This window comes from Leifsonia sp. Soil_N53 (assembly GCF_057655165.1).
The window spans coordinates 26,655-52,425 of the sequence record NZ_JBDGMM010000048.1 but is presented as its reverse complement, the minus strand read 5'-3'; the positions used below and the strand labels follow the sequence as shown (position 1 = coordinate 52,425).

At 71.7% G+C, this 25,771-nt stretch carries 25 protein-coding genes; 17 read left to right on the top strand and 8 right to left on the bottom strand.

Features of this window, described 5'->3' with window-relative positions; genetic code table 11:
* Nucleotides 1-29: 29 nt before the first annotated feature.
* Complete coding sequence (locus AC3A3H_RS06635) at nucleotides 30-500, top strand: hypothetical protein (protein ID WP_487613757.1); 471 nt, start codon at nucleotides 30-32, stop codon at nucleotides 498-500.
* 13 nt (nucleotides 501-513) lie between these two features.
* Here the strand turns inward: AC3A3H_RS06635 and efeB are convergent, their stop codons facing one another.
* From efeB to efeU, 3 genes are all read right to left on the bottom strand, one after another.
* Complete coding sequence (efeB, locus tag AC3A3H_RS06630; RefSeq protein WP_487613803.1) at nucleotides 514-1,761, bottom strand: iron uptake transporter deferrochelatase/peroxidase subunit; 1,248 nt, start codon at nucleotides 1,759-1,761, stop codon at nucleotides 514-516.
* A gap of 118 nt (nucleotides 1,762-1,879) precedes the next feature.
* A complete protein-coding gene (gene efeO / locus AC3A3H_RS06625) occupies nucleotides 1,880-3,061 on the bottom strand; it encodes an iron uptake system protein EfeO (protein WP_487613756.1) in 1,182 nt (393 codons plus the stop codon).
* 52 nt (nucleotides 3,062-3,113) lie between these two features.
* On the bottom strand, nucleotides 3,114-3,980 hold the full coding sequence (efeU, locus tag AC3A3H_RS06620; RefSeq protein WP_487613755.1) for an iron uptake transporter permease EfeU: 867 nt from the start codon (nucleotides 3,978-3,980) through the stop codon (nucleotides 3,114-3,116).
* A gap of 99 nt (nucleotides 3,981-4,079) precedes the next feature.
* Between efeU and AC3A3H_RS06615 the strand changes: the two genes are divergently transcribed.
* The 4 genes from AC3A3H_RS06615 to AC3A3H_RS06600 all read left to right on the top strand — a co-directional run bounded on the left by AC3A3H_RS06615 (nucleotide 4,080) and on the right by AC3A3H_RS06600 (nucleotide 7,492).
* On the top strand, nucleotides 4,080-4,463 hold the full coding sequence (locus AC3A3H_RS06615) for a hypothetical protein (protein WP_487613754.1): 384 nt from the start codon (nucleotides 4,080-4,082) through the stop codon (nucleotides 4,461-4,463).
* Nucleotides 4,464-4,509: 46 nt separating this feature from the next.
* On the top strand, nucleotides 4,510-4,830 hold the full coding sequence (fdxA, locus tag AC3A3H_RS06610; RefSeq protein WP_011186402.1) for a ferredoxin: 321 nt from the start codon (nucleotides 4,510-4,512) through the stop codon (nucleotides 4,828-4,830).
* 1 nt (nucleotide 4,831) lies between these two features.
* Nucleotides 4,832-5,965 carry a succinyldiaminopimelate transaminase gene (dapC, locus tag AC3A3H_RS06605; protein ID WP_487613753.1) on the top strand — a complete coding sequence of 378 codons (1,134 nt, stop codon included), beginning with the start codon at nucleotides 4,832-4,834 and terminating at the stop codon, nucleotides 5,963-5,965.
* A gap of 264 nt (nucleotides 5,966-6,229) precedes the next feature.
* Nucleotides 6,230-7,492, top strand: a complete 1,263-nt coding sequence (locus tag AC3A3H_RS06600; RefSeq protein ID WP_487613802.1) for a citrate synthase — start codon at nucleotides 6,230-6,232, stop codon at nucleotides 7,490-7,492.
* A gap of 22 nt (nucleotides 7,493-7,514) precedes the next feature.
* On the opposite strand, the gene AC3A3H_RS06595 is transcribed toward AC3A3H_RS06600, so the two are convergent.
* On the bottom strand, nucleotides 7,515-10,130 hold the full coding sequence (locus AC3A3H_RS06595) for a penicillin acylase family protein (RefSeq protein ID WP_487613752.1): 2,616 nt from the start codon (nucleotides 10,128-10,130) through the stop codon (nucleotides 7,515-7,517).
* Nucleotides 10,131-10,234: 104 nt separating this feature from the next.
* Nucleotides 10,235-10,861: an SACE_7040 family transcriptional regulator gene (locus AC3A3H_RS06590; RefSeq protein WP_487613751.1), complete on the bottom strand. Its 627-nt coding sequence runs from the start codon at nucleotides 10,859-10,861 to the stop codon at nucleotides 10,235-10,237.
* 124 nt (nucleotides 10,862-10,985) lie between these two features.
* On the opposite strand from AC3A3H_RS06590, the gene AC3A3H_RS06585 reads away from it, so the two are divergent.
* The 8 genes from AC3A3H_RS06585 to AC3A3H_RS06550 all read left to right on the top strand — a co-directional run bounded on the left by AC3A3H_RS06585 (nucleotide 10,986) and on the right by AC3A3H_RS06550 (nucleotide 20,141).
* Nucleotides 10,986-12,587 carry a carboxyl transferase domain-containing protein gene (locus tag AC3A3H_RS06585; protein ID WP_487613801.1) on the top strand — a complete coding sequence of 534 codons (1,602 nt, stop codon included), beginning with the start codon at nucleotides 10,986-10,988 and terminating at the stop codon, nucleotides 12,585-12,587.
* A gap of 5 nt (nucleotides 12,588-12,592) precedes the next feature.
* Nucleotides 12,593-14,752 (top strand): acetyl/propionyl/methylcrotonyl-CoA carboxylase subunit alpha, encoded by a 2,160-nt coding sequence (locus AC3A3H_RS06580; protein WP_487613750.1) that lies wholly within the window; start codon nucleotides 12,593-12,595, stop codon nucleotides 14,750-14,752.
* On the top strand, nucleotides 14,749-15,954 hold the full coding sequence (locus tag AC3A3H_RS06575) for an acyl-CoA dehydrogenase family protein (protein ID WP_487613749.1): 1,206 nt from the start codon (nucleotides 14,749-14,751) through the stop codon (nucleotides 15,952-15,954). The genes AC3A3H_RS06580 and AC3A3H_RS06575 overlap by 4 nt, the downstream gene beginning before the upstream one ends.
* A 90-nt stretch (nucleotides 15,955-16,044) precedes the next feature.
* On the top strand, nucleotides 16,045-16,830 hold the full coding sequence (locus tag AC3A3H_RS06570; protein WP_487613748.1) for a CoA transferase subunit A: 786 nt from the start codon (nucleotides 16,045-16,047) through the stop codon (nucleotides 16,828-16,830).
* Nucleotides 16,827-17,486 (top strand): CoA transferase subunit B, encoded by a 660-nt coding sequence (locus tag AC3A3H_RS06565; RefSeq protein ID WP_487613747.1) that lies wholly within the window; start codon nucleotides 16,827-16,829, stop codon nucleotides 17,484-17,486. Before AC3A3H_RS06570 ends, AC3A3H_RS06565 begins: the two co-directional genes overlap by 4 nt.
* Entirely contained in the window at nucleotides 17,483-17,971 is a 489-nt protein-coding gene (locus AC3A3H_RS06560) for a MaoC family dehydratase (protein ID WP_487613746.1), read from the top strand. Before AC3A3H_RS06565 ends, AC3A3H_RS06560 begins: the two co-directional genes overlap by 4 nt.
* Nucleotides 17,968-18,786: an HpcH/HpaI aldolase/citrate lyase family protein gene (locus AC3A3H_RS06555; RefSeq protein ID WP_487613745.1), complete on the top strand. Its 819-nt coding sequence runs from the start codon at nucleotides 17,968-17,970 to the stop codon at nucleotides 18,784-18,786. Before AC3A3H_RS06560 ends, AC3A3H_RS06555 begins: the two co-directional genes overlap by 4 nt.
* A gap of 170 nt (nucleotides 18,787-18,956) precedes the next feature.
* Entirely contained in the window at nucleotides 18,957-20,141 is a 1,185-nt protein-coding gene (locus tag AC3A3H_RS06550) for an aldo/keto reductase (RefSeq protein ID WP_487613744.1), read from the top strand.
* Nucleotides 20,142-20,346: 205 nt separating this feature from the next.
* Here the strand turns inward: AC3A3H_RS06550 and AC3A3H_RS06545 are convergent, their stop codons facing one another.
* Complete coding sequence (locus tag AC3A3H_RS06545; RefSeq protein WP_487613743.1) at nucleotides 20,347-20,931, bottom strand: TetR/AcrR family transcriptional regulator; 585 nt, start codon at nucleotides 20,929-20,931, stop codon at nucleotides 20,347-20,349.
* Between the two features lie 182 nt (nucleotides 20,932-21,113).
* Between AC3A3H_RS06545 and AC3A3H_RS06540 the strand changes: the two genes are divergently transcribed.
* Nucleotides 21,114-22,463, top strand: coding sequence for a M16 family metallopeptidase (locus tag AC3A3H_RS06540; RefSeq protein WP_487613742.1), 1,350 nt, complete (start codon nucleotides 21,114-21,116; stop codon nucleotides 22,461-22,463).
* Between the two features lie 37 nt (nucleotides 22,464-22,500).
* A complete protein-coding gene (locus AC3A3H_RS06535; RefSeq protein WP_487613741.1) occupies nucleotides 22,501-23,103 on the top strand; it encodes a histidine phosphatase family protein in 603 nt (200 codons plus the stop codon).
* Here the strand turns inward: AC3A3H_RS06535 and AC3A3H_RS06530 are convergent.
* Nucleotides 23,100-23,591 (bottom strand): GNAT family N-acetyltransferase, encoded by a 492-nt coding sequence (locus tag AC3A3H_RS06530; RefSeq protein ID WP_487613740.1) that lies wholly within the window; start codon nucleotides 23,589-23,591, stop codon nucleotides 23,100-23,102. The genes AC3A3H_RS06535 and AC3A3H_RS06530 overlap by 4 nt on opposite strands.
* A 43-nt stretch (nucleotides 23,592-23,634) precedes the next feature.
* On the opposite strand from AC3A3H_RS06530, the gene dapB reads away from it, so the two are divergent.
* Nucleotides 23,635-24,414: a 4-hydroxy-tetrahydrodipicolinate reductase gene (gene dapB / locus AC3A3H_RS06525; protein ID WP_487613739.1), complete on the top strand. Its 780-nt coding sequence runs from the start codon at nucleotides 23,635-23,637 to the stop codon at nucleotides 24,412-24,414.
* An 8-nt stretch (nucleotides 24,415-24,422) separates the two neighbouring features.
* A complete protein-coding gene (locus tag AC3A3H_RS06520) occupies nucleotides 24,423-24,887 on the top strand; it encodes a hypothetical protein (RefSeq protein ID WP_487613738.1) in 465 nt (154 codons plus the stop codon).
* Here AC3A3H_RS06520 and AC3A3H_RS06515 read toward each other — a convergent pair.
* The gene (locus tag AC3A3H_RS06515) at nucleotides 24,884-25,768 is read right to left on the bottom strand and encodes a TIGR01777 family oxidoreductase (RefSeq protein WP_487613737.1); all 885 of its coding nucleotides are present in this window, start codon (nucleotides 25,766-25,768) and stop codon (nucleotides 24,884-24,886) included. The genes AC3A3H_RS06520 and AC3A3H_RS06515 overlap by 4 nt on opposite strands.
* Between the last annotated feature and the right edge of the window lie 3 nt (nucleotides 25,769-25,771).

The following is a 25,771-nucleotide window of genomic DNA, read 5'->3' as shown; positions in this document are numbered from 1 at the left end:
GTCGCTGCGTCGCGGCGCATAATCGACTCATGAGACGTTCCCGCCTCCTCGCGCTGCCGGTCGCCGCCCTCCTCGTGCTGGGGGTGGCGCCGGCGCTCGCGGGCTGCAGCTTCCAGACCGCGGTCAAGGACGTCACCGGCGGCAACGTCGACCTCGGCGGCAACAAGGTGCCGTCCGACTTCCCGACGTCCGTCCCGCTCCACGACGGAGCGGTCGTGTTCGGCGCGGGTGTCGGCTCCGGCCACGGCAAGGTCTGGAACGTGACCGTCAAGGTGAAGGACGCCTCGGCCTACCAGGACATCGCGAAGCAGCTCACCGACGCCGGATTCGACGGCGGGTTCGGCGCCCAGGGCCAGGACGGCGGCGGCACCGGGACGTTCTCGAACGGCGACTACGGCGTGCTCGTCGTGGTCAGCGAGGCGGGCGGCAACGGCTGGGTGGCCAACTACTCGGTGTCACGCGCGGCCGTGGAGACGCCCTCGCCGACCCCGTCCGCCTAGGCGCGCCGGAGCCTCAGGCGAACAGCCCTGACCCCACGTACGACCCCTCCCGCGCACCCGGCGGCACCGCGAACACCGCGGAGCCGACGTGCTTGAGGTACTCGTTCATCGCGTCGTTCTTGGCCAGCTGGCTCTGGATGGGGATGAACTGCTTCCTCGGATCGCGCTGGAACGCGATGAAGAACAGCCCCGCGTTCAGCCGGCCCAGCTCGTCGTTGCCGTCCACGAAGTTGTAACCGCGGCGCAGGAGCTTGGCGCCGTCGTTCATCGTGGGGTGCGCGAGGCGGACGTGCGAGTCCGGGTCGATCTTCGTGCCTCCGCTCGCCGAGAGCGCGAGGAAGTTCGGCTCGGTGAACTCGGTGCCGCCGGACAGCGGCGCCCCTTCGCCCTTGTCGCGGCCGATGATGCGCTCCTGCTCGCCGAGCTGCTGCCGGTCCCAGGTCTCGATGACCATGCGGATCTTGCGCGCCACGAGGTACGAGCCGCCGTGCATCCAGGCCGCGCCGTCGCCGCCGTCGGCCCAGACCTGCTGGTCGACGACCGTGGAGTCCTCGGCCTTGATGTTCGCGGTGCCGTCCTTGAAGCCGAAGAGGTTGCGCGGCGTGGTCTGGCTGCGCGAGGTGGAGGAGGTCCGGCCGAAGCCGAGCTGCGACCAGCGGATGGCGGCGCGGCCGAACGCGATGCGGGACAGGTTGCGGATCGCGTGCACCGCGACCTGGGGGTCCTCGCTGCACGCCTGCACGCACAGGTCGCCGCCGGTGAGGGAGTCGAGGAGCGCGTCGCCGGGGAAGTGCGGGAGGTCGACCAGCGCGGCGGGTCGCCGGTGCGCGATCCCGAACGGGTCGCTGCCGTCGGCGGCGGTGAACAGCGTCGGGCCGAAGCCGAACGTCAGCGTGAGGCCGCCGGGCGGCAGGTCGAGCGCCTCGCCGGTGTCGTCCGGGGGAGCATCCACTGGTCCGGAGGCCGGGCCGTACTTCCCGGCCGGCTTGCCCTGCGTCATCCGCGCGGCGGCGACGGTCCAGTCGCGCAGCAGCTCGATCAGGCCGTCGCGGTCGAGGCCGGGCGAGACGTCGAACGCGGCGAAGTGCAGGCGGTCCTGCGCCGGCGTGACGATCCCGGCCTGGTTCGCGCCGTAGAACGGGTAGGTCGCGCCGGCGGGGGAGGAGGCGATGGCGTGACCCACGGCCGCACCCGCGCCGAACCCGACGACGCCGGCGCCGACCGCCGCGCCCGCGAGTCCGAGCATCCCGCGCCGGGACAGGCCGGACCGGCCGGCGCTCTCGGGCGCGGCGCCGTTCTCGGGCGCGGCGCCGGTCTCGAACGCCGGGCCGGTCTGCTCGCTCCCGCCGTGGCCGGCCGGGTTCTGCTCCGCCACGGCCCTACTTGACCAGGATCGAGGTGAGCTGGCTGAGCGGCTCGCTCAGAGCGTTGACCGAGTCGGAGAGCTCCTTGACCTGCGTCGTCGTGAGCTCGGTGTAGCTCACGTAACCGTCGCCGCTCTTGTACTGCGCCAGCAGCTTGTCGATCACGGCGAATTCGCCGTCGAGCGTCTTGGCCATGCTCTTGCCGGTGGCGCCCTTCTGGAGGAGCACGCCGCGCACGTTGCCGTAGGCGACCTCCGCACCCTCCACATTGGCCTTGAAGTCCCACAGGTCGGTGTGCGAGAAGGTCTCCTCCTCGCCCGTGATCTTGCTGCGGGCGACCTCCTCCATCAGGCCGCTGGCGCCGTTGGAGATCTGGTCGAGGGTCAGGGTGAAGTCGTTCGCGTGGACCAGGTCGTAGAGCCGCTGGGTGTCCGCGACGAGCCGGGTGGCGAGGGCTGCGCGGCCGGCGGCGTCCGAGGGGGTGAAGCCGGCGGGCGCCCACAGGTCCTTCTCGATGCGGTGCCAGCCGGTCCACTCCTGGCCCTGCTCGAGGTCGGCCTCGCGAAGGTCGAGCGCAGGGTCGATGTCGCCGAACTGCTCGGCCGTCGGCTCGATCCGCTCGTAGAAGGCGCGCGCCGCGGGGTACTGCGTGCGCGCGGCCGCGTCGTCGCCGGCCGTGTAGGCCGCCGCGAACGTCTTGGTCGCGGTGAGCAACTGCCCGCTCTGGTCCCGCACGTAGCTGATGTAGTTGGTCACGGCCTGCGCGACCTGCTTGCTCTCGCTCGCGGACTTGGCGGCGCCGGAGCCCTGGGTCACGGTGAACGCCGCGAGGGAGGTCGGGCTGCCGACCATCCCCTTCTTGCACGCGGTGAAGTAGCTGCCCTCGGCGAGCTGCACGACGTAGTTGACGGTGGTGCCGGGGCCGATGTTCTCCTTCTCGCCGGCGATCCGCAGCTTGTCCGGAGCGAGCACCTCGAACTCGTTCACGTCGGAGCCCTTGTTGGTGACCTGGAAGGTGATCGGGCCTGCGGGCGCCGTCGCCGTCTTCACCGTGCAGGCGGTGTCGGTCAGCGTGACCTGGATGGCCTCCGCTTCGGCCACGGCCTTGTTGGGGACGCAGCCGGTGAGGGCGAGCGCGAGGGCGGCGGCGCCGGCCAGGGAGCCGGCGATCGGACCGAGGTGACGGAGTCGGGGCATGGGGGTGCTGTGCTTTCTGCTCGGGTGGACGCTGTGGTGCGCGAGGTCGGGGTCAGGAGTGGACGGGCGTCCGCGGGGCCGGTGCGGAGGCCGCCGCGGCGGGGTTCGGCCGGGCGTGCGACGCGCGCTGCTGGCGTGCGTAGCAGATGGCCACGACCACGAGGTAGCCGACCCAGGCGACGACCTGCAGCCAGGTCGGCGACGGGTTGAAGTTGAGGATGCCGGCGAGCGCGGTGCCGTACCAGCTCGACGCCGGGATGATGGCGCTGATGTCGTAGGCGTGGACGCCGGTGCCGGGGATGACGCCCGCCTCCTGGAGGTCGCCGATGCCGTAGGCGAGCACGCCGCCGGCGACGAGGATGAGGAAGGCGCCGGTCCAGCTGAAGAACGACCCCAGGTTGATCTTCACCATCCCGCGGTAGAGCAGGAAGCCCAGCACCGCGGCCGTGATGAGCCCGAGGACCGCGCCGATCACCGGCTCCCAGCCGCCGCCGATGCTGGCGACAGTGGCCCACACGAAGAGCGCCGTCTCGATGCCCTCGCGGCCCACGCTCAGCATCGCGAGGATGACGACGCCCCAGCCGGCTCCGACGAGCACCGAGTCCAGCCGGTTCTGGAGGGTGGACTTCATGGAGCGAGCGGTCTTGCCCATCCAGAAGATCATCCAGGTGACGAACCCGACGGCGATGAGCGAGAGCGTGCCGCCGACGATCTCCTGCGCTTCGAAGCTCAGGCCGTAGGGGCCCCAGGTGAGCAGCGCGCCGATGCCGAGCGGCACGATCAGCGCGATGCCGACGCCGGTCCACAGCTTCGAGAGGACGTCCGTCCGTCCGACCTTGACCACGTACGCGACGAGGATGGTGACGATGAGCGCCATTTCGAGGCCTTCGCGGAGGCCGATCAGGTAGTTCGCGAGCACAGAGGACCTTCGGTGGGAGGTGGGGGATGTTGGTAAGGCTAACCTTACCTTCTCGACTCTAGATCACGCCCGGCCGATGTGTCCAGCTAGGATTCGAGCATGCTCAGCCGGATCGTGAACGCCGTCCTCCTGGTCGTCGCGGGAGCGGTGATCGGCGGGATCGGGACGGTCGCGCACCAGATCACGGTGACGTGGGGCGTGACGATCCCGATCGGGCTGATCGGCTCGCTGCTCAGCTTCACGGCGCTCCTGGTCGGACTCCGTCTGCTCAGCGACTCGCGGTGGCCGGCGCTGTGCGCGGCGCTCGGGGCGATCGCCGTGATCCTGCTCTTCACGCAGCAGAGCGCGGGCGGCTCCGTGCTCATCCCGAACAACCTGAAGGGGCAGGTCTGGCTGGTCGGCCCGATCCTGATCGCCGCAGTCGTCGTCGCGTGGCCGGATCTGCGCGGCAGCCGGCTCGGCCGGGACCGCCGGACGGCCTAAGCTAGGGAGGTAGCCTCCCGCTGTCTCGAAGGGAACCGGAACCACCGTGACCTATGTCATCGCCCTCCCGTGCGTCGATGTGAAAGACCGAGCCTGCATCGACGAGTGTCCGGTCGACTGCATCTACGAGGGTGAGCGGTCGCTGTACATCCACCCCGACGAGTGCGTGGACTGCGGCGCCTGCGAGCCGGTCTGCCCGGTCGAGGCGATCTACTACGAGGACGACCTCCCCGAGGAGTGGGCGGACTACTACAAGGCCAATGTGGAGTTCTTCGACGACATCGGCTCGCCCGGCGGCGCCGCCAAGGTCGGTGTGATCGCCAAGGACCACCCGATCATCGCCGCCCTGCCTCCGCAGGCGCACTGACGTGGCGCTCGGAGAGCTGCCCGACTACCCCTGGGACCTGATGGCGCCGTACGCGGCGCGCGCCCGCGCCGCCGTGCCGTTCGGCGACGCCTCCGGGATCGTGGACCTCTCGATCGGCTCGCCGGTCGACCCGACGCCCGCGCTGATCCGCGAGGCGCTCGCCGAGGCGACCGACGCGCACGCCTACCCGCAGACGATCGGGACCCCCGCGCTGCGCGAGGCGATCGTCGAGTGGTTCGGGCGACGCCGTGGCGTCCCGGGCCTGGCCCCGGAGGAGGTGCTTCCGACGATCGGCTCCAAGGAGCTCGTCGCCTTCCTCCCGTTCTTCCTCGGCCTTGGTGCGGGGGATGCCGTCGTGCACCCCCGGGCCGCCTACCCGACCTATGCGATCGGCGCGGCCTTCGCGGGCGCCGAGGCCGTAGCGAGCGACGATCCGGCGGAGTGGCCGGACAACACGCGACTGGTCTGGCTGAACAGTCCCGGCAACCCCGACGGCCGTGTGCTGTCGGTGGAGGAGCTGCGCGCCGCGGTCGCGCGCGCCCGGGAGCTCGGCGCCGTCGTCGCGGGCGACGAGTGCTACGCCGAGCTCGGCTGGGAGGCGCCGTGGGACGCCGCGCCGACCCCCAGCGTGCTCGACCCGCGGGTGGTCGGCGACGACCGGAGTGGCGTGCTCGCGGTCTACTCGCTGAGCAAGCAGTCCAACCTCGCGGGCTACCGCGCCGCATTCATCGCCGGCGACCGCGCGCTGATCGCACGGCTCACCACGGTTCGCAAGCACGCGGGCCTCATGCTGCCGTCGCCGCTGCAGGCGGCGATGGTGGTCGCGCTCGGCGACGACCGGCACGTGGGCGAGCAGCGCGAGCGCTACCGCGGCCGCCGGGCGCAGCTGAAGCCGGCGCTGGAGGCCGCGGGCTTCCGCGTCGACCGCAGCGAGGCCGGGCTGTACCTCTGGGCGACCGAGGGACGGGACGCGTGGGAGAGCATCGGCCGGCTGGCCGACCTCGGCATCCTCGCCGGCCCCGGGATCTTCTACGGCGACCACTACCCGGAGCACGTGCGGCTGTCGCTCACCGCGTCGGACGACCGGATCGCCGTGGCGTCCTCCCGGCTCCGGGCCTTTGGCGGGACTCTCTAAGGGACTCCACCAGCCTTTGTCCGATGCGACAGTTGTCGTGCTGGTTGGCTAGGCTGTAACAGCACGGCTTCACTGCGTCGTCGACACGATCGGCACGCGAAGCATCCCAATCCCACACCAGGAGGCGTTGTGAGCGGACTCGGCACCGAGCAGGCCGGCACCGAGCAGGCTGCCGGCACCGAGCAGACCGGCACCGACCAGGCGAGCGCGGCTCAGCCGCGGGCCGAGCAGCGCGGTCCCGCCCAGGAGGCGGCCGTCGCGCAACTGAGCTATCCCGGCGGCGTCGCCGAGTTCCCGATCCTGCCGAGCACGCAGGGCGCGTCGAGCATCGACCTCTCCACCTTGACCAAGCAGACCGGGCTCACCAGCCTTGACTACGGTTTCGTCAACACGGCGGCCACGCGCTCCGCGATCACCTACATCGACGGCGACGCGGGCATCCTCCGCTACCGCGGCTACCCGATCGAACAGGTGGCCGAGAACTCGACCTTCCTCGAGGTCGCCTGGCTGCTCATCCACGGCGAGCTGCCGACGCCGGCCGAACTCGCCGACTTCGACGAGCGGATCCGTCGGCACACCCTGCTGCACGAGGACCTGCGCCGCTTCTTCAGCGCCCTCCCGCACGACGCGCACCCCATGTCGGTGCTGTCGAGCGCCGTCTCCGCGCTCTCCACCTTCTACCAGGACTCGCTCAGCGTCAGCGACCCCGAGCAGGTGGAGCTCTCGACCATCCGCCTCCTCGCCAAGCTCCCCGTGATCGCGGCCTACGCGCACAAGAAGAGCATCGGCCAGGCGTTCCTGTACCCGGACAACTCGCTCAGCTTCGTGGACAACTTCCTCCGGCTCAACTTCGGCACCATGGCCGAGCCGTACGAGGTGAACCCCGTGCTCTCGCGCGCGCTGGAGCGGCTGCTCATCCTGCACGAGGACCACGAGCAGAACGCCTCCACCTCGACGGTGCGGCTGGTCGGCTCCACCCAGGCGAACCTGTTCGCCTCCGTCTCGGCCGGCATCAACGCCCTCTACGGCCCGCTGCACGGCGGCGCCAACGAGGCCGTCCTGCAGATGCTCGCGGACATCCGTGACTCCGGCGAGAGCGTCCAGAAGTTCGTGGAGCGCGTGAAGAACAAGGAGTCCGGCGTCAAGCTGATGGGCTTCGGGCACCGCGTCTACAAGAACTTCGACCCGCGCGCCCGGCTCGTCAAGCAGTCGGCCGACGAGGTGCTCACCGCCCTCGGCGTGCACGACCCGCTGCTCGACATCGCCAAGGAGCTCGAGGAGGTCGCGCTCGCCGACCAGTACTTCGTCGACCGCCGGCTCTACCCGAACGTCGACTTCTACACCGGCGTGATCTACAAGGCGATGGGCTTCCCGACCCGGATGTTCACCGTGCTGTTCGCCATCGGCCGGCTCCCCGGCTGGATCGCGCACTGGCGCGAGATGACCCAGGACCCGAGCACCAAGATCGGCCGTCCGCAGCAGCTCTACGTGGGCGACGCCGAGCGCAACTGGCCCACCGCCCGCTGACCGACCCGGTCGTCCTCGGTCGTCACGGTTTCAGCGTGAGCGTCTGAGCCGCCGCTGCGCGCACCGCCTTCGGCGTGAACGGCCAGGGGCGGGTCTCGCCGACGGCCCACAGCCGGGCCTGGTCGTCGTAGTGCGCGTCGAACGCGTGCCCTGACGAGCCGGTGAGGTTGATCCAGGTGCTGCGGTCGAGATCGCCGAGGTCCACCACCATCCGCATCGACGGCACGCGGTCGACCTGGTAGCCGACCGAGGCGTCCCAGCCGGTCGCGTCCACGACGCTCGCGCCTCCGCCCAGCGGGTAGGGCCCGCGGTTGAACAGCCACTCGATCGGCGCGACGCCGGACGAGCCGAAGGACGCGTTGGTGAGCTCCAGGGTGTGCAGGCGGTCCCAGCGCCAGCTCTTCGGGTCCCCACCGAGCCTGCTCTGCGCCTCCTTCCACGCCTGGTTGGCCGCGTACTCGATCATGTCGTCGCGGTCGAGCGTGCCGAGATGGTCGTCGGCCCACCACGCGGAGTCCGGCTGATCGACCAGCGACTGCACGACCTGGAACCAGCGGTCGCCGCCGGTCGGCGGCGCCGAGGAGGGGAGCTTGCGCCCGAACGCGTCGGCCAGCAGGTCCTTCCAGAACACGGCGAAGTACGCCGCGGCCGCGCTGTCGCCGTCGTCGTGGTGGTTCCAGCCGCGCAGCAGCGCCGCACCCTTGGCGACGCCGGACGACTGGTCGGCATTGGTCCCGATCGCGACGATCAAGGGAGCGAGCGTCGCCGCGTTCGCGTCATAGGTGTCGGCCTGGATGGCGGACATGTCCTTCGCGGTCACCCGCTTGCCGGCGTCGAGCAGCTTCGTCAGCCGGAGCTCGATCTGGTTCGCGCGGTAGCCGGCGTCCCAGTCCCTCGTGATCATCGCCGGGAACTGCGGCCCGACCGCGGCGTTGTTGGCCGTCACGATGTAGCCGCTCGGCGGGTTGAGAACGCTCGGGAGCTGGTCGTACGGGATGGTGCCGACCCAGCCGTACTCGCTGGTCCAGCCGGGCACCGGCATGGTCCCGTCGCCCTTCGACCGCACCGGGATGAGTCCGGGCGCCTGGTAGCCGATGTTGCCGTCCACGTCGGCGTAGAGCAGGTTCTGCGACGGCACCTGGAAGGAGGCCGCTGCGGCGCGGAAGGCGGCCCAGTCGCGCGCGGTGTCGAAGGCGAAGATGGCGTTCGCGGTCGGGCCGGGGCTCAGCGCCGTCCACTCCATTGAGAGCTGGAACTGCTGGGCGGGCACTCCGAGCTTGCCGGCCTGGTCCTTCGCGATCGCGGCGTAGCCGTCGCTGAGGTCGGTGACGATGGGGCCGTGCCGGGTCGACCGCACCGTGATCCGAACGCTCGAGCCTCCCGCGACCCGGATCGTCTCGTGCCGGATGGTCAGCGGAACCTGCTTGCCGTCGTACTCGTAGCTGTCGCCGGTGACCTTCTCCACGTAGAGGTCGGCGACGTCCGGCCCGAGGTTGGTGAACCCCCAGGCGATGCGGTCGTTGTGGCCGATGATCACGCCGGGCAGTCCGGAGAAGCTGAAGCCGGCGACGTCGAACGGGCACGCTGGCCCGACGTTCTCGCAGTGCAGGCCGATCTGGTACCAGACGGACGGCATCACCGCGCCGAGGTGCGGATCGTTGGCGAGCAGCGGCTTCCCGGTCGCGGTGTGCGCGCCGGAGACCACCCAGGAGTTGGAGCCGATGTCGTCGCCGGCCGGCCCCATCATCGTCGGGAGGGAGTCCAGGCTCGCGGCGACCTGCTCCAGCCGGTCCTGGTACTGCGCGGTGGGCACGTCGGCCAGCTCGGCCGTCGCGGCGGCGTCGGCGTCGCCGGCCGAGGAGGACGCCGAGGCGCCGGGAGGGGAGTCCGGCGTCACGGTCGTTGTGGAGCCGCCGCCCAGTCCGGTGATCGTCGGGCGCGCGCCGTAGTCGTAGCCGGGGTGCAGTTCGGCGATCTGCTGAGCCGTCAGCTTCGTGGCCAGCAGCGCGCGGTCGATCTCGTCCTCCAGGTTGGAGCGGAGGTCCCACGCCATCGCCTTGAGCCAGGCGATCGAGTCGGCCGGGGTCCACTTCGCCGGGTGATAGCCGGGGTTCTGGATGCCGAGGATCGCGTACTCGAGCGACAGCTCGGCCCCGGAGTGCGCGGCCAGATACGCGTTCACGCCGTCCGCGTAGTCCTGGTAGTAGCGCAGCGAGGTCTTGTCGAGCTGCTTCACCTCCTGCTCCGCGACCTGACGCCAGCCGAGCGTGCGGATGAAGGTGTCGGTCGGCACCTGGCTCGCGCCGAACAGCTCCGAGAGCCGGCCGGAGGTGACGTGCCGGCGGAAGTCCATCTCCCAGAACCGGTCCTGCGCGTGCACGTAGCCCTGGGCGCGGAAGAGGTCGTCGGCGGTGCGCGCGGTGAGCTGCGGCACGCCGGCGGAGTCGCGTGCGACGGTCACCGGCGCGCTCAGCCCGCTGAGCTTCAGGGTGCCGGAGGTCTGCGGGAACGACCGCGTGATCGTCCAGACCGTGAGGCCGCCCGCGATGAGCACGAGCACGAGCAGCGCGGCGAGCACCATCCCGAGCGTCCGCAGCACGCGATGGTGCAGCCTCAGCCGGGGAGTGTCGTCGCCCACGTCGCTCCTCACGTCGAGTCCCTCGCGGCGTCGCGGCCGCGTCTTCGGACTCTAACCCACGCAGGTGTCGTGCCCGAAGAGCCTGTTGCGGCGGGGCGTGCGGGTCAGCGGGAGGTCAGCGCGGCCCAGGCCATCCGCTCCAGCACCGGGCGCACCGAGGCGTCCGTCGTGTGCGCGGCGCCGCCGCCGCGCGCAGAGTGCGGTGTGGAATTGATGAGCCCGAAGGTCGCCTGCACGCGCACGCGCAGCTCGTCGGCGGCGAGCGAGGGGTGCAGGTCGCCGAGCACGCGCATCCAGAGCTCGATGTAGCGGCGCTGCAGGGCGCGCACCTCCCGCCGCTCCTCCGGGGCGAGCGCGTCGAGGTCGCGGTCCTGGACGCGGATGGTGTCCGCTTCGGCGAGCGCGAAGTCGACATGGAAGGCGATCAGGCCGTGCAGCGCGTCGGCCGGGCTCGCCGCCGCCTGCTCGACCGCGTTGCCGCCGTCGAGGAGGTTCTGGCTCACGCCCACCAGGAGGGCGCCGAGCACGGCCTGCTTGGAGGAGAAGTGGCGGTAGACCGCGGGGCCACTGACGCCGGCGGCCGCGCCCAGGTCCTCGATCGAGACGCCGTTGAAGCCGCGTTCGGCGAACATGACGGCCGCGGCCTCCAGCAGTGCGGCGCGGCGGTCGGCCTTCGCCTGGCTGCGCTGGGTGGGGCGGGCGAGCGCGTCGGCCGGTACGGTTTCGGTCATTTCTCGGTGCACTCCGTGAAGTGGGCTGGACATTCGGGTTAATGAACACTAACCTAAATTCGAGTTAGTGACCACTAACTCATGTCGAGGAGGACACGGGAGCACGATGCCTGCCCTGAGCACGATGCCCGACCGGAGCACCGCCGCCGGCTCGACCGCGGCCGTGGCCAGCGACGCCGCCCAGCGCGCCTTGGTGGCCGACCTCCGCGAGCGGCTGGCCGTCGCCGCGGCCGGCGGTCCCGAGCGCGCCCGCGAGCGCCACGTCGCCCGCGGCAAGCTGCTGCCGCGCGACCGCATCGACGCGCTGCTCGATGAGGGCAGCCCCTTCCTCGAGATCGCCCCGCTCGCCGCGACCGGGATGTACGACGACGAGAGCCCGGCCGCCGGCGTCATCGCGGGCATCGGGATCGTCGAGGGCCGGCACGTGATGATCGTCTGCAACGACGCCACGGTGAAGGGCGGCACGTACTACCCGATGACCGTCAAGAAGCACCTGCGCGCGCAGGAGATCGCGCTGGAGAACCGCCTCCCGTGCGTCTACCTGGTCGACTCGGGAGGCGCGTTCCTGCCGATGCAGGACGAGGTCTTCCCCGATCGCGACCACTTCGGGCGCATCTTCTACAACCAGTCCCGGTTGTCGGCGGCCAAGATCCCGCAGATCGCCGCCGTGCTCGGCTCGTGCACCGCCGGCGGCGCCTACGTGCCGGCGATGAGCGACGAGACCGTGATCGTCCGCAACCAGGGCACGATCTTCCTCGGCGGCCCGCCTCTGGTGAAGGCCGCCATCGGCGAGATCGTCACGGCCGAGGAGCTCGGCGGCGGCGACCTGCACGCCCGCACCTCCGGCGTCGTCGACCACCTCGCGGAGGACGACGAGCACGCGCTCGGGATCGTGCGTGAGATCGTGGCGACCCTGCCGCTGCCCGCCGCGCCGGCCTGGGACGTACTGGAGTCGCGCGCGGCCATCGCCGACCAGGAGGAGCTCTACGGCGTCGTCCCCGTCGACGTGCAGGCCCCGTACGACGTGCACGAGGTCATCGCGCGCCTGGTGGACGCGGGAGAGTTCAGCGAGTTCAAGCCGGAGTACGGCACCACGCTGGTGACCGGCTTCGCGCGCCTGCACGGGCATCCCATCGGCATCGTCGCCAACAACGGCGTGCTGTTCAGCGAGTCGGCGCTCAAGGGCGCGCACTTCATCGAGCTCTGCGACCAGCGCGGCATCCCGCTGGTGTTCCTGCAGAACATCTCCGGCTTCATGGTCGGCCGCGACTACGAGGCCGGCGGCATCGCCAAGAACGGCGCCAAGATGGTCACCGCGGTCGCGACCACCCGGGTGCCCAAGCTCACCGTCGTGATCGGCGGCTCCTTCGGCGCGGGCAACTACTCGATGTGCGGCCGCGCGTACTCGCCGCGGTTCCTCTGGATGTGGCCGGCCTCCCGGATCTCGGTGATGGGCGGCCAGCAGGCGGCCAGCGTGCTCGCCACGGTCAAGCGCGACCAGCTCGACGCGCGCGGCGAGGAGTGGAGCGCGGAGGACGAGGCGGCCTTCCGGGCGCCGATCGCCGCGCAGTACGAGGATCAGGGCAACCCGTACTACTCCACCGCCCGGCTCTGGGACGACGGCGTGATCGACCCCGCTCAGACCCGCACGGTGTTGGGGCTGGCGCTGGACGTCTGCTCCCGCGCACCGCTCCCCGACACGGCCTTCGGCCTCTTCCGGATGTGATGACGATGACCGACTCCTCCCGCCTCCCGTTCGCGGCCGTCCTCGTGGCGAACCGCGGCGAGATCGCCTGCCGCGTCATCCGCACGCTGCGCCGCCTCGGCATCCGCTCGGTGGCCGTGTTCAGCGACGCCGACCGCGACGCGCCGCACGTCCGGCTCGCCGACACCGCCGTGCGGATCGGCCCGGCGCCCGCGCGCGACAGCTACCTCTCGGTGGAGGCGATCGTCGACGCCGCGCGCCGCACCGGGGCGGACGCCGTGCACCCCGGTTACGGCTTCCTCTCCGAGAACGCGGCGCTCGCCGAGGCGTGCGAGGCCGCAGGCATCGTCTTCGTCGGACCGGGCGTGCACGCGCTGGAGGTCATGGGCGACAAGATCTCGGCCAAGCAGGAGGTCGGCCGTTCCGGCGTGCCGACCATCCCCGGCATCGCGGAGCCCGGACTCGGCGACGAGCAGCTCGTGGCGGCGGCCGAGCGCATCGGCTACCCGGTACTGGTCAAGCCGTCGGCGGGCGGCGGCGGCAAGGGGATGCAGGCGGTGCACACCGCCGCCGACCTCCCCGAAGCGCTGCGGGCGGCCCGCCGCGTCGCGGCGGCGGCCTTCGGCGACGACACGCTGTTCCTGGAGCGGCTGGTGGCGTCGCCCCGGCACATCGAGGTGCAGATCGTCGCCGACCGGCACGGCTCGGTCGTCCACCTCGGCGAGCGCGAGTGCTCGCTCCAGCGCCGCCACCAGAAGGTGGTCGAGGAGGCGCCGTCGCCGCTGCTGGACGCCGAGACCCGCGCCAGGATCGGGGAGGCCGCCTGCCGGGTCGCCGCGAGCGTCGGCTACGTGGGCGCCGGGACCGTCGAGTTCCTCGTCTCGGCCGAGCGCCCCGGCGAGTTCTTCTTCATGGAGATGAACACCCGGCTGCAGGTCGAGCACCCGGTCACCGAGCTCGTGACCGGCGTCGACCTGGTGGAGTGGCAGCTGCGGGTGGCCGCAGGCGAGCCGCTGGGCTTCGTCCAGGACGACATCCGGCTCACCGGCCACGCGATCGAGGCGCGCGTCTACGCCGAGAACCCGGAGCGCGACTTCCTGCCCGGCGACGGCACGGTGCTCGCGCTGCGCGAGCCGGCCGGCGAAGGGGTGCGGGTCGACACCGGCCTGGCGGCGGGGACGCGCGTCGTCACCGATTACGACCCGATGCTCGCCAAGGTCATCGCCTGGGCGCCCGACCGGGCCGGTGCGCTGGCCCGGCTCGACCGCGCGCTCGCCGACACCGCGGTGCTGGGCGTCGTGACCAACGTCGCGTGGCTGCGCGACCTGCTGGCCGACGAGGAGGTCCGCGCGGGCGGCATGGACACCACGCTGATCGACCGGCGCTTCTCGGCGCTGGAGCCGGCGCCGGCCTCCACCGCCGAGCTCGTCACGGCGGCGCTGCTGGCGCAAGGGGAGCGCGAGCGGGAGACCCCGGCAGGAGTCGGAGCGCTGTGGGGAGCGCCTAGCGGATGGCGCCTCGGCGCACCCCGGGCGGTCCGCTACGACGTGGACGCCACCGGGGTGCAGGTTCTCGGCGACCGGGTGACCGTGGACGGAGCCGACGGGGTGCGGGAGCACACCGCCCGGATCGCGCTGCAGCCCGGAGCGGCCGGCAAGCCGGATAGCGTCGTCCTCGATCTCGACGGCGTCGTCAGCCGCTTCGACGCGGCCCGTGACGGCGCCACGGTGTGGCTGGCGCACGACGGCCGCTCCCGCTCGCTGCGGCTGCGCACGTCCGCCGAGCGGCTGGCCGCGGCGCTCGCCGCACGCGAGCGCGGCGAGGCCGCAGCGCATCCCGAGGTGCGGTCGCCCATGCCCGGCACCGTCGTGGCCGTGCCGGTCGCGTCCGGCGCGCAGGTCGAGGCCGGCGACACCGTGGCGGTCGTGGAGGCCATGAAGATGGAGCACCGCCTGGTCGCCCCGATCGCGGGCTCCGTGACCGTGAAGGTCGCGCCCGGCGACCTCGTGAAGCTCGACCAGCTCGTGGCCGTCGTCGACGCACCAGAGCCGGACGACGCCTCCACCACCCCGAACGTCCCGCCGACCCCGGCGGACACCCCCGAGCCGACACCATCGGCCGCCTCATCCCACGGCGAGCACGCCGCGGCAGGGACCGTCACCACAACAGACAGGAATCTCCGATGACCATGCAGATGCCACGCCCGGCCGACCTGGACGTCGCCGGCTTCGAGCTCACCGACGAGCAGCGCCGGCTCCGCGACGAGGTCCGCGACTTCGCCGACACCGTCGTCGCGCCCGCCGCGTACGAGTACGACACCAAGCGCAGCCTCCCGTACGACATCATCGCCGAGATGGGCCGGATGGGCCTGTTCGGTCTCCCGTTCCCCGTCGAGTACGGCGGCCAGGGCAAGGACTACCTCTCGCTCTGCCTCGCGGTCGAGCAGCTCGGCCGGGTGGACCAGTCCATCGGTGTGACGCTGGAGGCCGGTGTCGGCCTCGGCGCGATGCCGATCTTCCGCGGCGGCTCCGAGGAGCAGAAGCAGCAGTGGCTGCCGATGCTCGCCCGCGGCGAGGCGCTCGCCGGGTTCGGCCTGACCGAGGCCGACGCCGGCTCGGACGCCGGGGGCACGAAGACCACGGCGATCCTGCGCGACGGCGAGTGGGTCCTCAACGGCTCCAAGCAGTTCATCACCAACTCCGGCTCGGAGATCACCAAGCTCGTCACCATCACCGCCGTGACCGGCGAGGAGCAGCGAGCCGACGGCTCGATCAAGAAGGAGCTGTCGGCGATCATCGTCCCGACCGGCACGCCCGGCTTCGTCGCCGAGCCGGTCTACGACAAGGTCGGCTGGCACACCTCCGACACCCACCCGCTGACGCTCACCGACGTGCACGTGCCGGAGGGCAACCTCCTCGGCGAGCGCGGCCGCGGCTACGCCAACTTCCTCCAGACGCTCGACGAGGGCCGGGTCGCCTTCGCCGCCCTCTGCACGGGCGCCGCGCAGGGCTGCCTGGAGGAGGCGGTGCGCTACGCGCAGTCGCGCAACGTCTTCGGCCGGTCGATCGGCTCCAACCAGTACATCGCGTTCAAGATCGCTCGCATGCAGGCCAGGGTGCACGCCGCCCGGCTCGCGTACTACGACGCCGCGTTCAAGCTGATGGCAGGCGTCCCGTTCAAGATGGAGGCCTCCATCGCCAAGCTGATCGGCAGCGAGGCCGCGATGGACAACGCCCGCGACGCCACCCAGATCTTCGGCGGCTACGGCTTCATGAACGAGAACCCCGTAGCCCGCCACTACCGAGACTCCAAAATCCTGGAAATCGGCGAGGGAACCTCCGAAGTCCAACTCATGATCATCTCCCGCTCCCTGGGCTTCGAGTCCTAGCCCCCACCCGCCGAGACGGCGGACAATCTGACCACTCGACGGATTTCGCAGCACTTTCCGCCTTCTCGGCGGCGTGAGACAGGAGAACGGATGATCGACAAGACGGTGGGGAGTGCGGGGGAGGCCGTGGCCGACATCCCGAGTGGCGCGTCCCTGGCGGTCGGGGGGTTCGGGCTGTGCGGGATTCCCAGTGCGCTCATCCAGGCGCTGCTGGAGGCCGGGACGACCGACCTCGAGGTGGTCAGCAACAACTGCGGCGTCGATGACTGGGGGCTGGGGTTGCTGCTCGCGCAGCGGCGCATTCGCAAGATGATCAGCTCGTACGTCGGCGAGAACAAGGAGTTCGCGCGGCAGTTCCTCTCCGGCGAGCTGGAGGTGGAGCTGACCCCGCAGGGCACGCTCGCCGAGAAGCTGCGGGCGGGCGGCGCGGGCATCCCCGCGTTCTACACCCCGGCCGGGGTCGGCACGCAGATCGCCCTGGGCGGCCTCCCTCGGCGGTACAACGACGACGGCTCGGTCGCGGTCGCGAGCGAGCCGAAGGAGGTGCGCGAGTTCGACGGCGCCTCCTATGTGCTGGAGCGCTCGCTGCGCCCCGACTTCGCGCTCGTCCACGCGGCCAAGGGCGACCGGCACGGCAACCTGGTCTTCCACGCCGCCGCGATGAACTTCAACCCGCTTGCCGCGATGGCGGGCGGCATCACGATTGCCGAGGTGGAGGAGCTGGTCGAGCCGGGCGAGCTCGCGCCGGGGGAGGTGCACCTGCCCGGGATCTTCGTCCAGCGCGTACTGCACGCACCCGACGTGGAGAAGCGGATCGAGCGGCGCACGGTGGCGGCCCCGGCCGAAGCCGGCGCCCAGGAAGGGAGCGCCCGATGAGCCTCACCCGCACCGAGCTCGCCGCCCGCGTGGCGCAGGAGCTGGAGAACGGCCAGTACGTCAACCTCGGCATCGGCATGCCGACGCTCATCCCGAACTACATCCCGGAAGGCGTCGAGGTCATCCTGCACTCCGAGAACGGCGTTCTCGGGGTCGGCCCGTACCCCGCCGAGGCCGACGTGGATCCCGACCTGATCAACGCGGGCAAGGAGACCGTCACCGTCAAGTGCGGCGCCGCCTACTTCGACTCGTCGCTGTCGTTCGGGATGGTGCGCGGCGGTCACGTGGACATCGCGGTGCTCGGCGCGATGGAGGTCTCGGCGTCGGGCGACCTGGCCAACTGGATGATCCCCGGCAAGATGGTCAAAGGCATGGGCGGCGCGATGGACCTCGTCTTCGGCGCCAAGCGGCTGATCGTGATGATGGAGCACGTCGACAAGGAGGGCCGGCCCAAGATCCTCGCGGAGTGCAGCCTCCCGCTGACCGGCACCGGCTGCGTGGACCGGATCATCACCGACCTCGCGGTGATCGACGTGACACCGGACGGGCTCGTGCTGCGCGAGACGGCGCCGGGCGTGACCGTCGAGGAGGTCGTGGCCGCGACGGGCGCGCCGCTCGCGGTGGAGCTGGATGAGTCGGCGGAGGCGGCATCGTGAAGGACATCGAGCAGCGCGGCCTCTATTACGAGGAGTTCGAGCTGGAGACCCGCTACCTGCACCGGCCGGGGCGCACCGTGACGGAGGCCGACAACGTGCTCTTCACGACGCTGACGATGAACACGCAGGCGCTGCACCTGGACGCCGCGTGGTCGGCGCGGCAGCCGTTCGGCAAGCGGCTGATGAACTCGATGTGGACGCTCGCGACGATCGTCGGCGCGTCGGTCGCCCAGCTCACGCAGGGCACGATCGTCGCGAACCTCGGCTTCTCGGAGGTCTCCTTCCCGCATCCGCTGTACCACGGCGACACGCTCTACTCGGAGACAGCGGTGACGGCGAAGCGGCTGTCCGCCTCCCGGCCCGGGCAGGGGATCGTCACGCTCGAGCACACCGGCCGCAATCAGGACGGCGTCGTCGTCGCCACCGCGGTCCGCCAGGTGATGGTGTGGTGCCGCGACGCCCACCTCGGGACGGCCGACGTATGACGGCCTTCCCGTGGGGGCCGGCGCTGCTGTTCTGCCCGGCCGACCGGCCTGACCGTTTCGCCAAGGCGCTGGAGCGGGCCGACGCGGTCATCCTCGACCTGGAGGACGCCGTCGACCCGGTGCGCCGGCCGGCGGCGCGGGAGGCGATCGCGGCCTCCGACCTCGACCCGGAGCGGGTGATCGTGCGGATCAATCCGGCCGGCTCCGACGACCAGGCCGCCGACCTCGCGGCCCTGTCGCTGACGCCGTACTCGGCGGTGATGCTGCCGAAGGCGGAGCGGGCGGCCGACCTCGGCGCGCTCGCGGGGCTCCGGGTGATCGCCCTGTGCGAGACCGCGGCCGGGGTGCAGGCGGCGGCGGAGCTCGCTGCGGCCGAGGCGGTCGTCGCGCTGATGTGGGGGGCGGAGGACCTGGTCGCCTCGCTCGGCGGGACGTCGAGCCGGCACCCGGACGGCCGCTACCGCGACGTGGCGGCGCACGCGCGCTCGGCGGTGCTGCTGGCGGCCGGAGCCGCCGGGAAGCCCGCCATCGACACCGTGCACCTGGACATCGCGGACCTTGCCGGGCTGGCGGCCGAGGCCGAGGACGCGGTGGCCGTCGGGTTCGCCGCGACCGCGTGCATCCACCCGTCCCAGGTGGAGACCGTGCGCGCGGCGTACCGGCCGGACGACGCCCAGGTGGCGGAGGCCGTCGAGCTGCTGGAGGCGGCCAGGGCGGCGGGCGGGGGAGTGTTCCGGCACAACGGCCGAATGGTGGACGGACCGGTGCTTTTGCATGCTCGAACGGTGCTCCGGCGCGCGACCGGCAGGTCGTGATGAAACTGTGATGAACGATTTCTGCGCCGTTCACCGGTTTGGTCGTGCCGTGTCGGCGGCATGCCGTACTCTGCCCTTAACGTTCCAGAGCAGAGCACCCTCGAATCGATTCGAGCCGCGAATCGGTCGATAGCGTGAGCACCCGCTCGAACGGTCGGAAGGGGGGCGAGATGCCACAGCTGCTTCCCCTGCGCCTGCTCGAGAGCGTCGGCCTCCGCACCCCCGCAGCGCTGGTGGCGCCGGACGCTGAAGGGACCTCCGCGGAGGGTGCTGGTTCCTCCTCCGCCGCAGGCGCCGCGCGCGCTGCTCAGCCGGTCACCACGTCCTCCCGCCCGGCCGCACCGGCCCGCGCGGAGTTCACCCGCGAGCCCTCCACCGACACCGGCGGCCCCCTCGACATCGACCCGACGCTGGAGCGCACCGGACCGCTCTCGATCATCGCCCCGCGCCGCATCGGCGAGAGCGACCTCGCGGTCTACCCGCTGTCTCTCGGCGCCAGCGTCTTCGGCTGGACGGCCGACGGCGACACGTCGCTGGCGATCCTCGACCGGTTCGCCGCGCTCGGCGGCGACTTCATCGACACCGCCGACAGCTACGTCGGCGGCCGCAGCGAGGTCCTCATCGGCAAGTGGATGCGCGAGCGCGGCAACCGCGACGACATGGTGGTCGCGACCAAGGTCGGCCGCCACCACGAGAACCCCGGCCTCGGCTCGGTGAGCATCGTGCGCGCCGTGGAGGCCTCCCTCGAGCGCCTGCAGACCGATCACATCGACATGCTCTACTTCCACGACGACGATCCGGAGGTGCCGCTGGAGGACAGCCTGGCGACCGCGGAGTGGCTCGTCGAGACGGGCAAGGTCCGCTACCTCGGCGCGTCGAACTTCAGCGCGGACCGGCTGATCGAGGCGCGCGTGCTGGCGTCCGCCGGCCTGCCGAAGTTCGTCGCCATCCAGACGCAGTACAACCTCATGCACCGCGCCGAGTTCGAGAGCGCGCTGCGGATCGTCGCGGCCGCCCAGGGGCTCGCCGTGATGCCGTACTACGCGCTCGCCAACGGCTTCCTGACGGGCAAGTACCGGTCGAAGTCCGACCTCAGCGCCGACGCCCGCAGCGTCCGCGCCTCCGCGTACGTCAACCGCAAGGGCATGCGCGTCCTGGCGGTACTCGACCGCATCGCCGGCGAGCACGGCGTGTCCCCGGCGAGCGTCGCGATCGCGTGGCTGCTGGCCAAGCGCACCATCGTCGCCCCGGTGGCGAGCGCCAGCCGCCCCGAGCAGGTGGACGGCCTGATGGCCGCGGCCGGCATCCGCCTCACCCGCGCCCAGATGCTCGAACTCGACCGCATCTCCGAGTAGCGGTCCGCAACTCCGGAGCCCTGCCCCGACACGCCGAGGCCAACCCCGTCACTCCGGAGACCACGCGCCGACACGGCCGAATCTCCGGATCGGCCAACCGCTCGCCGGACGCCGGAACTCCGGAGTCTGGGCCCGAAACCGCGGCATTCTCCGGAGTTACGGAAGTGACACGCGGGACGCGCCCCGGATGTCCGGAGTTATCGACCTACGACTCGGCGAGGATGCGGTCGAGCGAGCGGTGCAGGGCAGCGCCCGCCGCGATCGGGTCGCCGACGTAGCCGCCGGCCAGGGCGCCATCGCGCGCGAGGATGAGGTCGTCCGCCGCGTCGCCCGGCCGCGGGTGCCCGATCCGGCGGAACAGCTCCTCGATGTGCTTGGCGTACCAGTCGCGGTGCGCCGTCACGGCGATGCGGACCGGGTGGTTCTCGTCGGCGAACTGCGCGGCGGCGTTGATGAAGGGGTCGCCGCGGAAGCCCGGGCGGACCGCCTCCGCGTTGATCGAGTCCACCAGCGCACGGGCGATCGCCGTCGGGTCGGACAGCTCGGCCTCCTTCTCGGCGAACCAGTCGCGCACCTGGCGGTCCCGGCCCTCGACGTAGGCGATGATCAGGAGGTCCTTCGAGCGGAAGTGCTTGTAGAAGGTCGCCTTCGTCACCCGGGCGCCCGCGATGATGCGGTCGACGCCGACCGTGTGGATGCCTTCCTCGTAGAAGAGCTCGTCGGCGGTCGCGAGGATCTTGATCTTCGATGGTGCGGGCGGCCGGATGGTGGCGCGGGCACTTACGACCATCTGGGTCGCTCCTCTCTTGGGGAGGCTGTCGCCTCCGCTCTTCTCTGAGATCCTCCCCGACCGGTCCAAGGGGGGACGACCGGTCGGGGTGGTCATTCCAGTATAAGGTAGACAGACCAGTCTGTTTGTCCTCAATTTCCCAGTCTCCGCGTTCGATCGGGCGCTGGCGTAGGGTGGAGGGGATGAACAGCGCAGTCGACCTCCCGCTCGGTCTGGCCGACCTCGCTTTCGCCGCCTCCGGCGACGCGCTGGTCCGCCGCACGATCCTGCCGAACGGCGTCCGCATCCTCAGCGAGCAGGTCCCCGGCGCCCGCAGCGCGACCCTCGGCTACTGGGTGGCGGTCGGTTCGCGGGACGAGACGGCCGACGTCGCAGGGAGCCTGGGCTCCACGCACTTCCTCGAGCACCTCCTCTTCAAGGGCACGCGCACGCGCACCTCCCTCGACATCGCGGTGGCCTTCGACTCGGTCGGCGGCGAGCACAACGCGATGACCGCCAAGGAGTACACCTGCTACTACGCCAAGGTGCAGGACCGCGACCTCCCGATGGCGGTGGAGGTGATCGGCGACATGCTCACCTCGTCCGTGCTCGACCCCACCGAGTTCGAGAACGAGCGCGGCGTCATCCTCGAAGAGCTGTCGATGGCCGAGGACGACCCGTCCGACGTGGCGAACGAGCGCCTGTTCTACGCCGTGCTGGGCGACCATCCGCTAGGGCGCCCGATCGGTGGCCGACCCGAGACGATCCGCGCCGCGACCCGCGACGCCGTGTGGAGCCACTACCGGGCCAACTACCGCCCGCGCGACCTGGTCGTGACGGCCGCGGGCGCGGTCGACCACGACCTCCTCGTCGCGGGCGTGCAACGGGCCCTCGACAGCGCGGGCTGGGATGCGAGCGAGCAGGCGGCTCCCGTCGACCGCCGTCCGACGGCGCCGGCGACGGTCGAGCGCGGCGCCGCGGTCGTGACCGTCTCGCGGCCGATCGAGCAGGCCAACCTCATCATCGGCGTGCCCGGCATCGTCGCGACGGACGAGCGCCGCACGACGATGAGCGTGCTCAACTCCATCCTGGGCGGCGGGATGTCGAGCCGGCTGTTCCAGGAGGTCCGCGAGAGGCGCGGACTCGCCTACGCCGTCTACTCGTTCTCCGGCTCCTACTCCGACGCCGGCGTCTTCGGGCTCTACTCCGGCTGCGCGCCGGCGAAGGCCAGGCAGGTCGCCGAGCTGATGCTCGCCGAGCTGCACCGCCTCGCCGACGGCGGTGTGACCGCCGACGAGCTCCGCCGTGCGGTCGGCCAGCTCTCCGGCGGGGCGGCGCTCGCGCTGGAGGACTCCGACACCCGGATGTCGCGTCTCGGCCGCGCCGAGATCAGCCTGGGGGAGTTCGCCGACCTCGACGAGAGCCTCCGGCGGCTGCACCTGGTCACGGCCGGCGACGTCCGGGAACTCGCACGGGACCTGGCCGACCGCCCGGTCTCGGTCTCCGCGGTGGGTGGCGTCGACGACGACGTCTTCGCGGGCCTGGTGGCCTGACCTCCGTCTCCATCCGATCCATCGAAAGGTCTTCCCGGTGCCTCATTACCTCTACCTCGTGCGTCACGGCGAGCAGCAGGACGCCGAGCACGGCCTGCCCGACGGCCCGCTCTCGCCGCGGGGCAAGCGCCAGGCCCAGCTGATCGCCGACCGGTTGAGCGGGCTGCCGCTGACGGGCATGTACCACTCGCCGCTCATCCGCGCCGAGGAGACCGCCTCGATCATCGCCGAGCGGATGCCCGCCGTGGTTCCCGAGCCGTCGAGCCTGCTGTTCGACTGCATCCCGTCGGGGCCGACGCCCGACATGCCCAAGGCGTTCGAGTCGTTCTTCGGACCCGTCACGGAGGCGGAGATCGACGCCGGGCGTGCGCAGATGGAGGACGCCATCCACGAGTTCCTGACGCCCGCGATGGGCGACCGGCACGACCTGCTCGTGACGCACAACTTCGTCATCGGCTGGTTCGTGCGGCACGTGTTCGACGCGCCGGCCTGGCGCTGGCTCGGCCTCAACCAGGCGAACTGCGGCCTCACCATCATCCGGGTGCGCTCGGCGAAGCCGCCCGTGCTGGTGGTTCACAACGACCTCGGCCACCTCCCGGTGGAACTGCGCACCGGGCTCCCGGAGCTGCAGCCGGTCTAGCTGAGCTTCTTGCGGAACCAGTCCGTCGCGTTCGGGTTCTCGTTGTAAGGCTGGATGCTCTCGTAGCCCTGCGAGCGGTAGAGCCGGCCCGCGGCCTCCAGGCTCGCGTTGGTGTCGAGGACGACCTCCGTCGCGCCGAAGCCGCGCGCCCGGTGCTCCAGCTCGCCGAGGATGGCACGGCCGAGGCCTGCCCCGCGGTGCGCGGGCGCCACCCAGAGGTGCTTGATCTCGTAGCGGACGATCTGCTCGCCGTCGTCCGTCTCCGACAGCGGGACGGCCAGCTCGCGGACGCCTCCGCAGCCCGCCTCCCCGTCGTCGTACGCCAGCAGGAAGACGCCGGCGGGCGGGACGAACTGGCTTGGGTCGGGGAACGTCGTGCGGTACGCGCCCTGGGACGCGGGGAAGGTCTCCGCCCGTTCGGCGAAGTAGTCCGCCAGCATGCGGTGGGCGGTCGCGTCGGTGACGGAGACATCGGCAAAGGACACCATCGTCCCAGGCTAGCGGCCGCCGCGCGGCAGGTAGGATGGACGGGTGACTATTCGCGTGGCCGTGGCCGGGGCGACCGGCAAGCTCGGATCCGTGGCGGTCCGCCTCATCGAGGCGGCCGACGACCTGGAGCTGGTGGCCGCTCTCGACTCGCGCACCCCGCTCGACGCGATGGTCGGAGCCGACGTGCTCGTGGACATGACGCTTCCCCAGGTCAGCCAGGGGATCGTCGCGTTCGCGGTCGACCACGGCCTCAACGTGCTCGTCGGCACCTCCGGGTGGTCGGCCGACCGCATCCTCGACCTCGAACGCCGGGTCGCCGAGCACGACGGCGCCGGCGCGGTCGTCATCCCGAACTTCTCGCTGGGCTCGGCGCTGGGCACCGCCTTCGCGACCGTCGCCGCGCGGTTCTTCGACTCGATCGAGATCGTCGAGACGCACGGAGCGGGCAAGGTCGACTCGCCGTCCGGGACCGCCGTGCGGACAGCGGAGCTGATCGGCGCCGCCCGGCTGCGGCGCGGCCCGGTGGACGCGCCGCACACGGATCAGCGGGCGCGCGGCCAGCAGGTCGCGAGCGTGCCGATCCACAGCCTCCGGATGCGCGGTGTGGCCGCGCAGCAGCAGGTGATCTTCGGCGGCGCGGGGGAGACGCTCACCATCCGGCACGACACGATCGGCTCGGACGCGTACGAGGCCGGCATCCTGCTCGCGCTGCGTGCCGCCGCGACGACCACGGGCGTCGTCGTCGGCCTCGACAAGCTGGTCGACCTCGGCATCGCGGAGCCGGACGGGGAGCCGCCACGGCCGACCGTCCGCGAGGTGTAGGCCTCCCGATGCGCAATCGCCTCGCGGCGCTGTTCATGGCGCTGCTGCTCCTGGTCTATCTGGTGCTGGTCGCGCAGCGCGCCGTGCTGCTCATGGCGTCCGGTGACGGTGTGGGCATCGCGATGGGCGTCGCGCTGATCGTCCTGCCGTTCATCGCCGCCTGGGCGATCGGCCGCGAGCTGCTGTTCGGCGCCCGCACCGAGAAGCTCGTCAGGCTGATGGCGGCGGAGGGCACCCTGCCGGTGGACGACCTCCCGCATCGGGCCAGCGGCCGGCCGTTGCGGGATGCCGCCGATGCGGATTTCCCGCAGTACAAGGCCGAGGTGGAGGCCGCGCCGGAGAGCTGGCGCGCCTGGTTCCGGCTCGGGCTCGCCTACGACGCGAGCGGCGACCGGCGCCGGGCGCGCGCCGCTCTGCGTCAGGCGATCGAGCTGTACCGGGCCGAGGAGCGCGCCGCGCGCGCAGCGCGCTAAGCCACGAGCTGCTTCATCGCGTCCCGCACGGTGGCGTCCCGGAACACGAACCCGTCGTCGAGCAGGCGCTGCGGGAGCACGCGCTGGTCGGCGAGCAGCAGCTCGCGCCCGGCCTCACCGAGCCCCAGGCTCACGACCGGTCGGGGCAGCGGGAGCCCGTACGGCCGGTGCACCGCCGCCGCGAGCGCACGTAGTACTTCGGCGGCGGTCGCGGGCTCCGGGCCGACGAGGTTGACGGGGCCGCGCAGGCCGGAGGTCAGCAGGTGGACGATCGCGGCCGCCTCGTCGCGCAGGCTCACCCAGGGCCAGTGCTGCCGGCCTCCCGCGATCGGGCCGACGAGTCCCAGCTTGGCGAGCGGCAGCAGCGGCGTCATCGCGCCGCCGTGCCCGACGACGACTCCCGTGCGGACGGTGACCACCCGCGTGGTGTCGGGGGCGAGCCGCGCCGCGGTCTCCCACGAGTCGACGACGTCGGAGAGGAACCCGGTGCCCTTGGCGGAGTCCTCGGTCAGCGTCTGGCCGGGCCGGTCGCCGTAGTATCCGACGGCCGAGCCGCTGACGAAGACGCCGGGCGGGTCGGCGGCCTGGCGCATCCCGTCCGCCAGCGTCCCGGTCGCGGCCAGGCGGGAGTCGAGGATCCGGCGCTTGTGCGCCGCCGTCCACGGCAGCCGGTTGAGGGAGGCGCCGGAGAGGTTCACCACGGCGTCCGCGCCGTCCAGCAGCCGCAGGTCGATGCTCCGCGCCGACGGAGCCCAGGCGCGCTCGTCCGCGGCGGCGGGCTCCCGCCGCACCAGACGGAGGGCGACGTGGCCCCCCGCCCGGAGCGCGCGGACGAGCTCGGTGCCGATCATGCCGGACGCGCCGGCCACGAGCACGCGCATGGT

Bases quoted from the DNA above. Each gene is read 5' to 3' on its own strand.
- AC3A3H_RS06635 (WP_487613757.1), top strand. From the start codon at position 30: ATGAGACGTTCCCGCCTCCTCGCGCTGCCGGTCGCCGCCCTCCTCGTG.
- efeO (WP_487613756.1), bottom strand. From the start codon at position 3,061: ATGCCCCGACTCCGTCACCTCGGTCCGATCGCCGGCTCCCTGGCCGGC.
- AC3A3H_RS06615 (WP_487613754.1), top strand. From the start codon at position 4,080: ATGCTCAGCCGGATCGTGAACGCCGTCCTCCTGGTCGTCGCGGGAGCG.
- AC3A3H_RS06590 (WP_487613751.1), bottom strand. From the start codon at position 10,861: ATGACCGAAACCGTACCGGCCGACGCGCTCGCCCGCCCCACCCAGCGC.
- AC3A3H_RS06585 (WP_487613801.1), top strand. From the start codon at position 10,986: ATGCCCGACCGGAGCACCGCCGCCGGCTCGACCGCGGCCGTGGCCAGC.
- AC3A3H_RS06580 (WP_487613750.1), top strand. From the start codon at position 12,593: ATGACCGACTCCTCCCGCCTCCCGTTCGCGGCCGTCCTCGTGGCGAAC.
- AC3A3H_RS06575 (WP_487613749.1), top strand. From the start codon at position 14,749: ATGACCATGCAGATGCCACGCCCGGCCGACCTGGACGTCGCCGGCTTC.
- AC3A3H_RS06570 (WP_487613748.1), top strand. From the start codon at position 16,045: ATGATCGACAAGACGGTGGGGAGTGCGGGGGAGGCCGTGGCCGACATC.
- AC3A3H_RS06565 (WP_487613747.1), top strand. From the start codon at position 16,827: ATGAGCCTCACCCGCACCGAGCTCGCCGCCCGCGTGGCGCAGGAGCTG.
- AC3A3H_RS06555 (WP_487613745.1), top strand. From the start codon at position 17,968: ATGACGGCCTTCCCGTGGGGGCCGGCGCTGCTGTTCTGCCCGGCCGAC.
- AC3A3H_RS06550 (WP_487613744.1), top strand. From the start codon at position 18,957: ATGCCACAGCTGCTTCCCCTGCGCCTGCTCGAGAGCGTCGGCCTCCGC.
- AC3A3H_RS06545 (WP_487613743.1), bottom strand. From the start codon at position 20,931: ATGGTCGTAAGTGCCCGCGCCACCATCCGGCCGCCCGCACCATCGAAG.
- AC3A3H_RS06540 (WP_487613742.1), top strand. From the start codon at position 21,114: ATGAACAGCGCAGTCGACCTCCCGCTCGGTCTGGCCGACCTCGCTTTC.
- AC3A3H_RS06530 (WP_487613740.1), bottom strand. From the start codon at position 23,591: ATGGTGTCCTTTGCCGATGTCTCCGTCACCGACGCGACCGCCCACCGC.
- AC3A3H_RS06520 (WP_487613738.1), top strand. From the start codon at position 24,423: ATGCGCAATCGCCTCGCGGCGCTGTTCATGGCGCTGCTGCTCCTGGTC.
- AC3A3H_RS06515 (WP_487613737.1), bottom strand. From the start codon at position 25,768: ATGCGCGTGCTCGTGGCCGGCGCGTCCGGCATGATCGGCACCGAGCTC.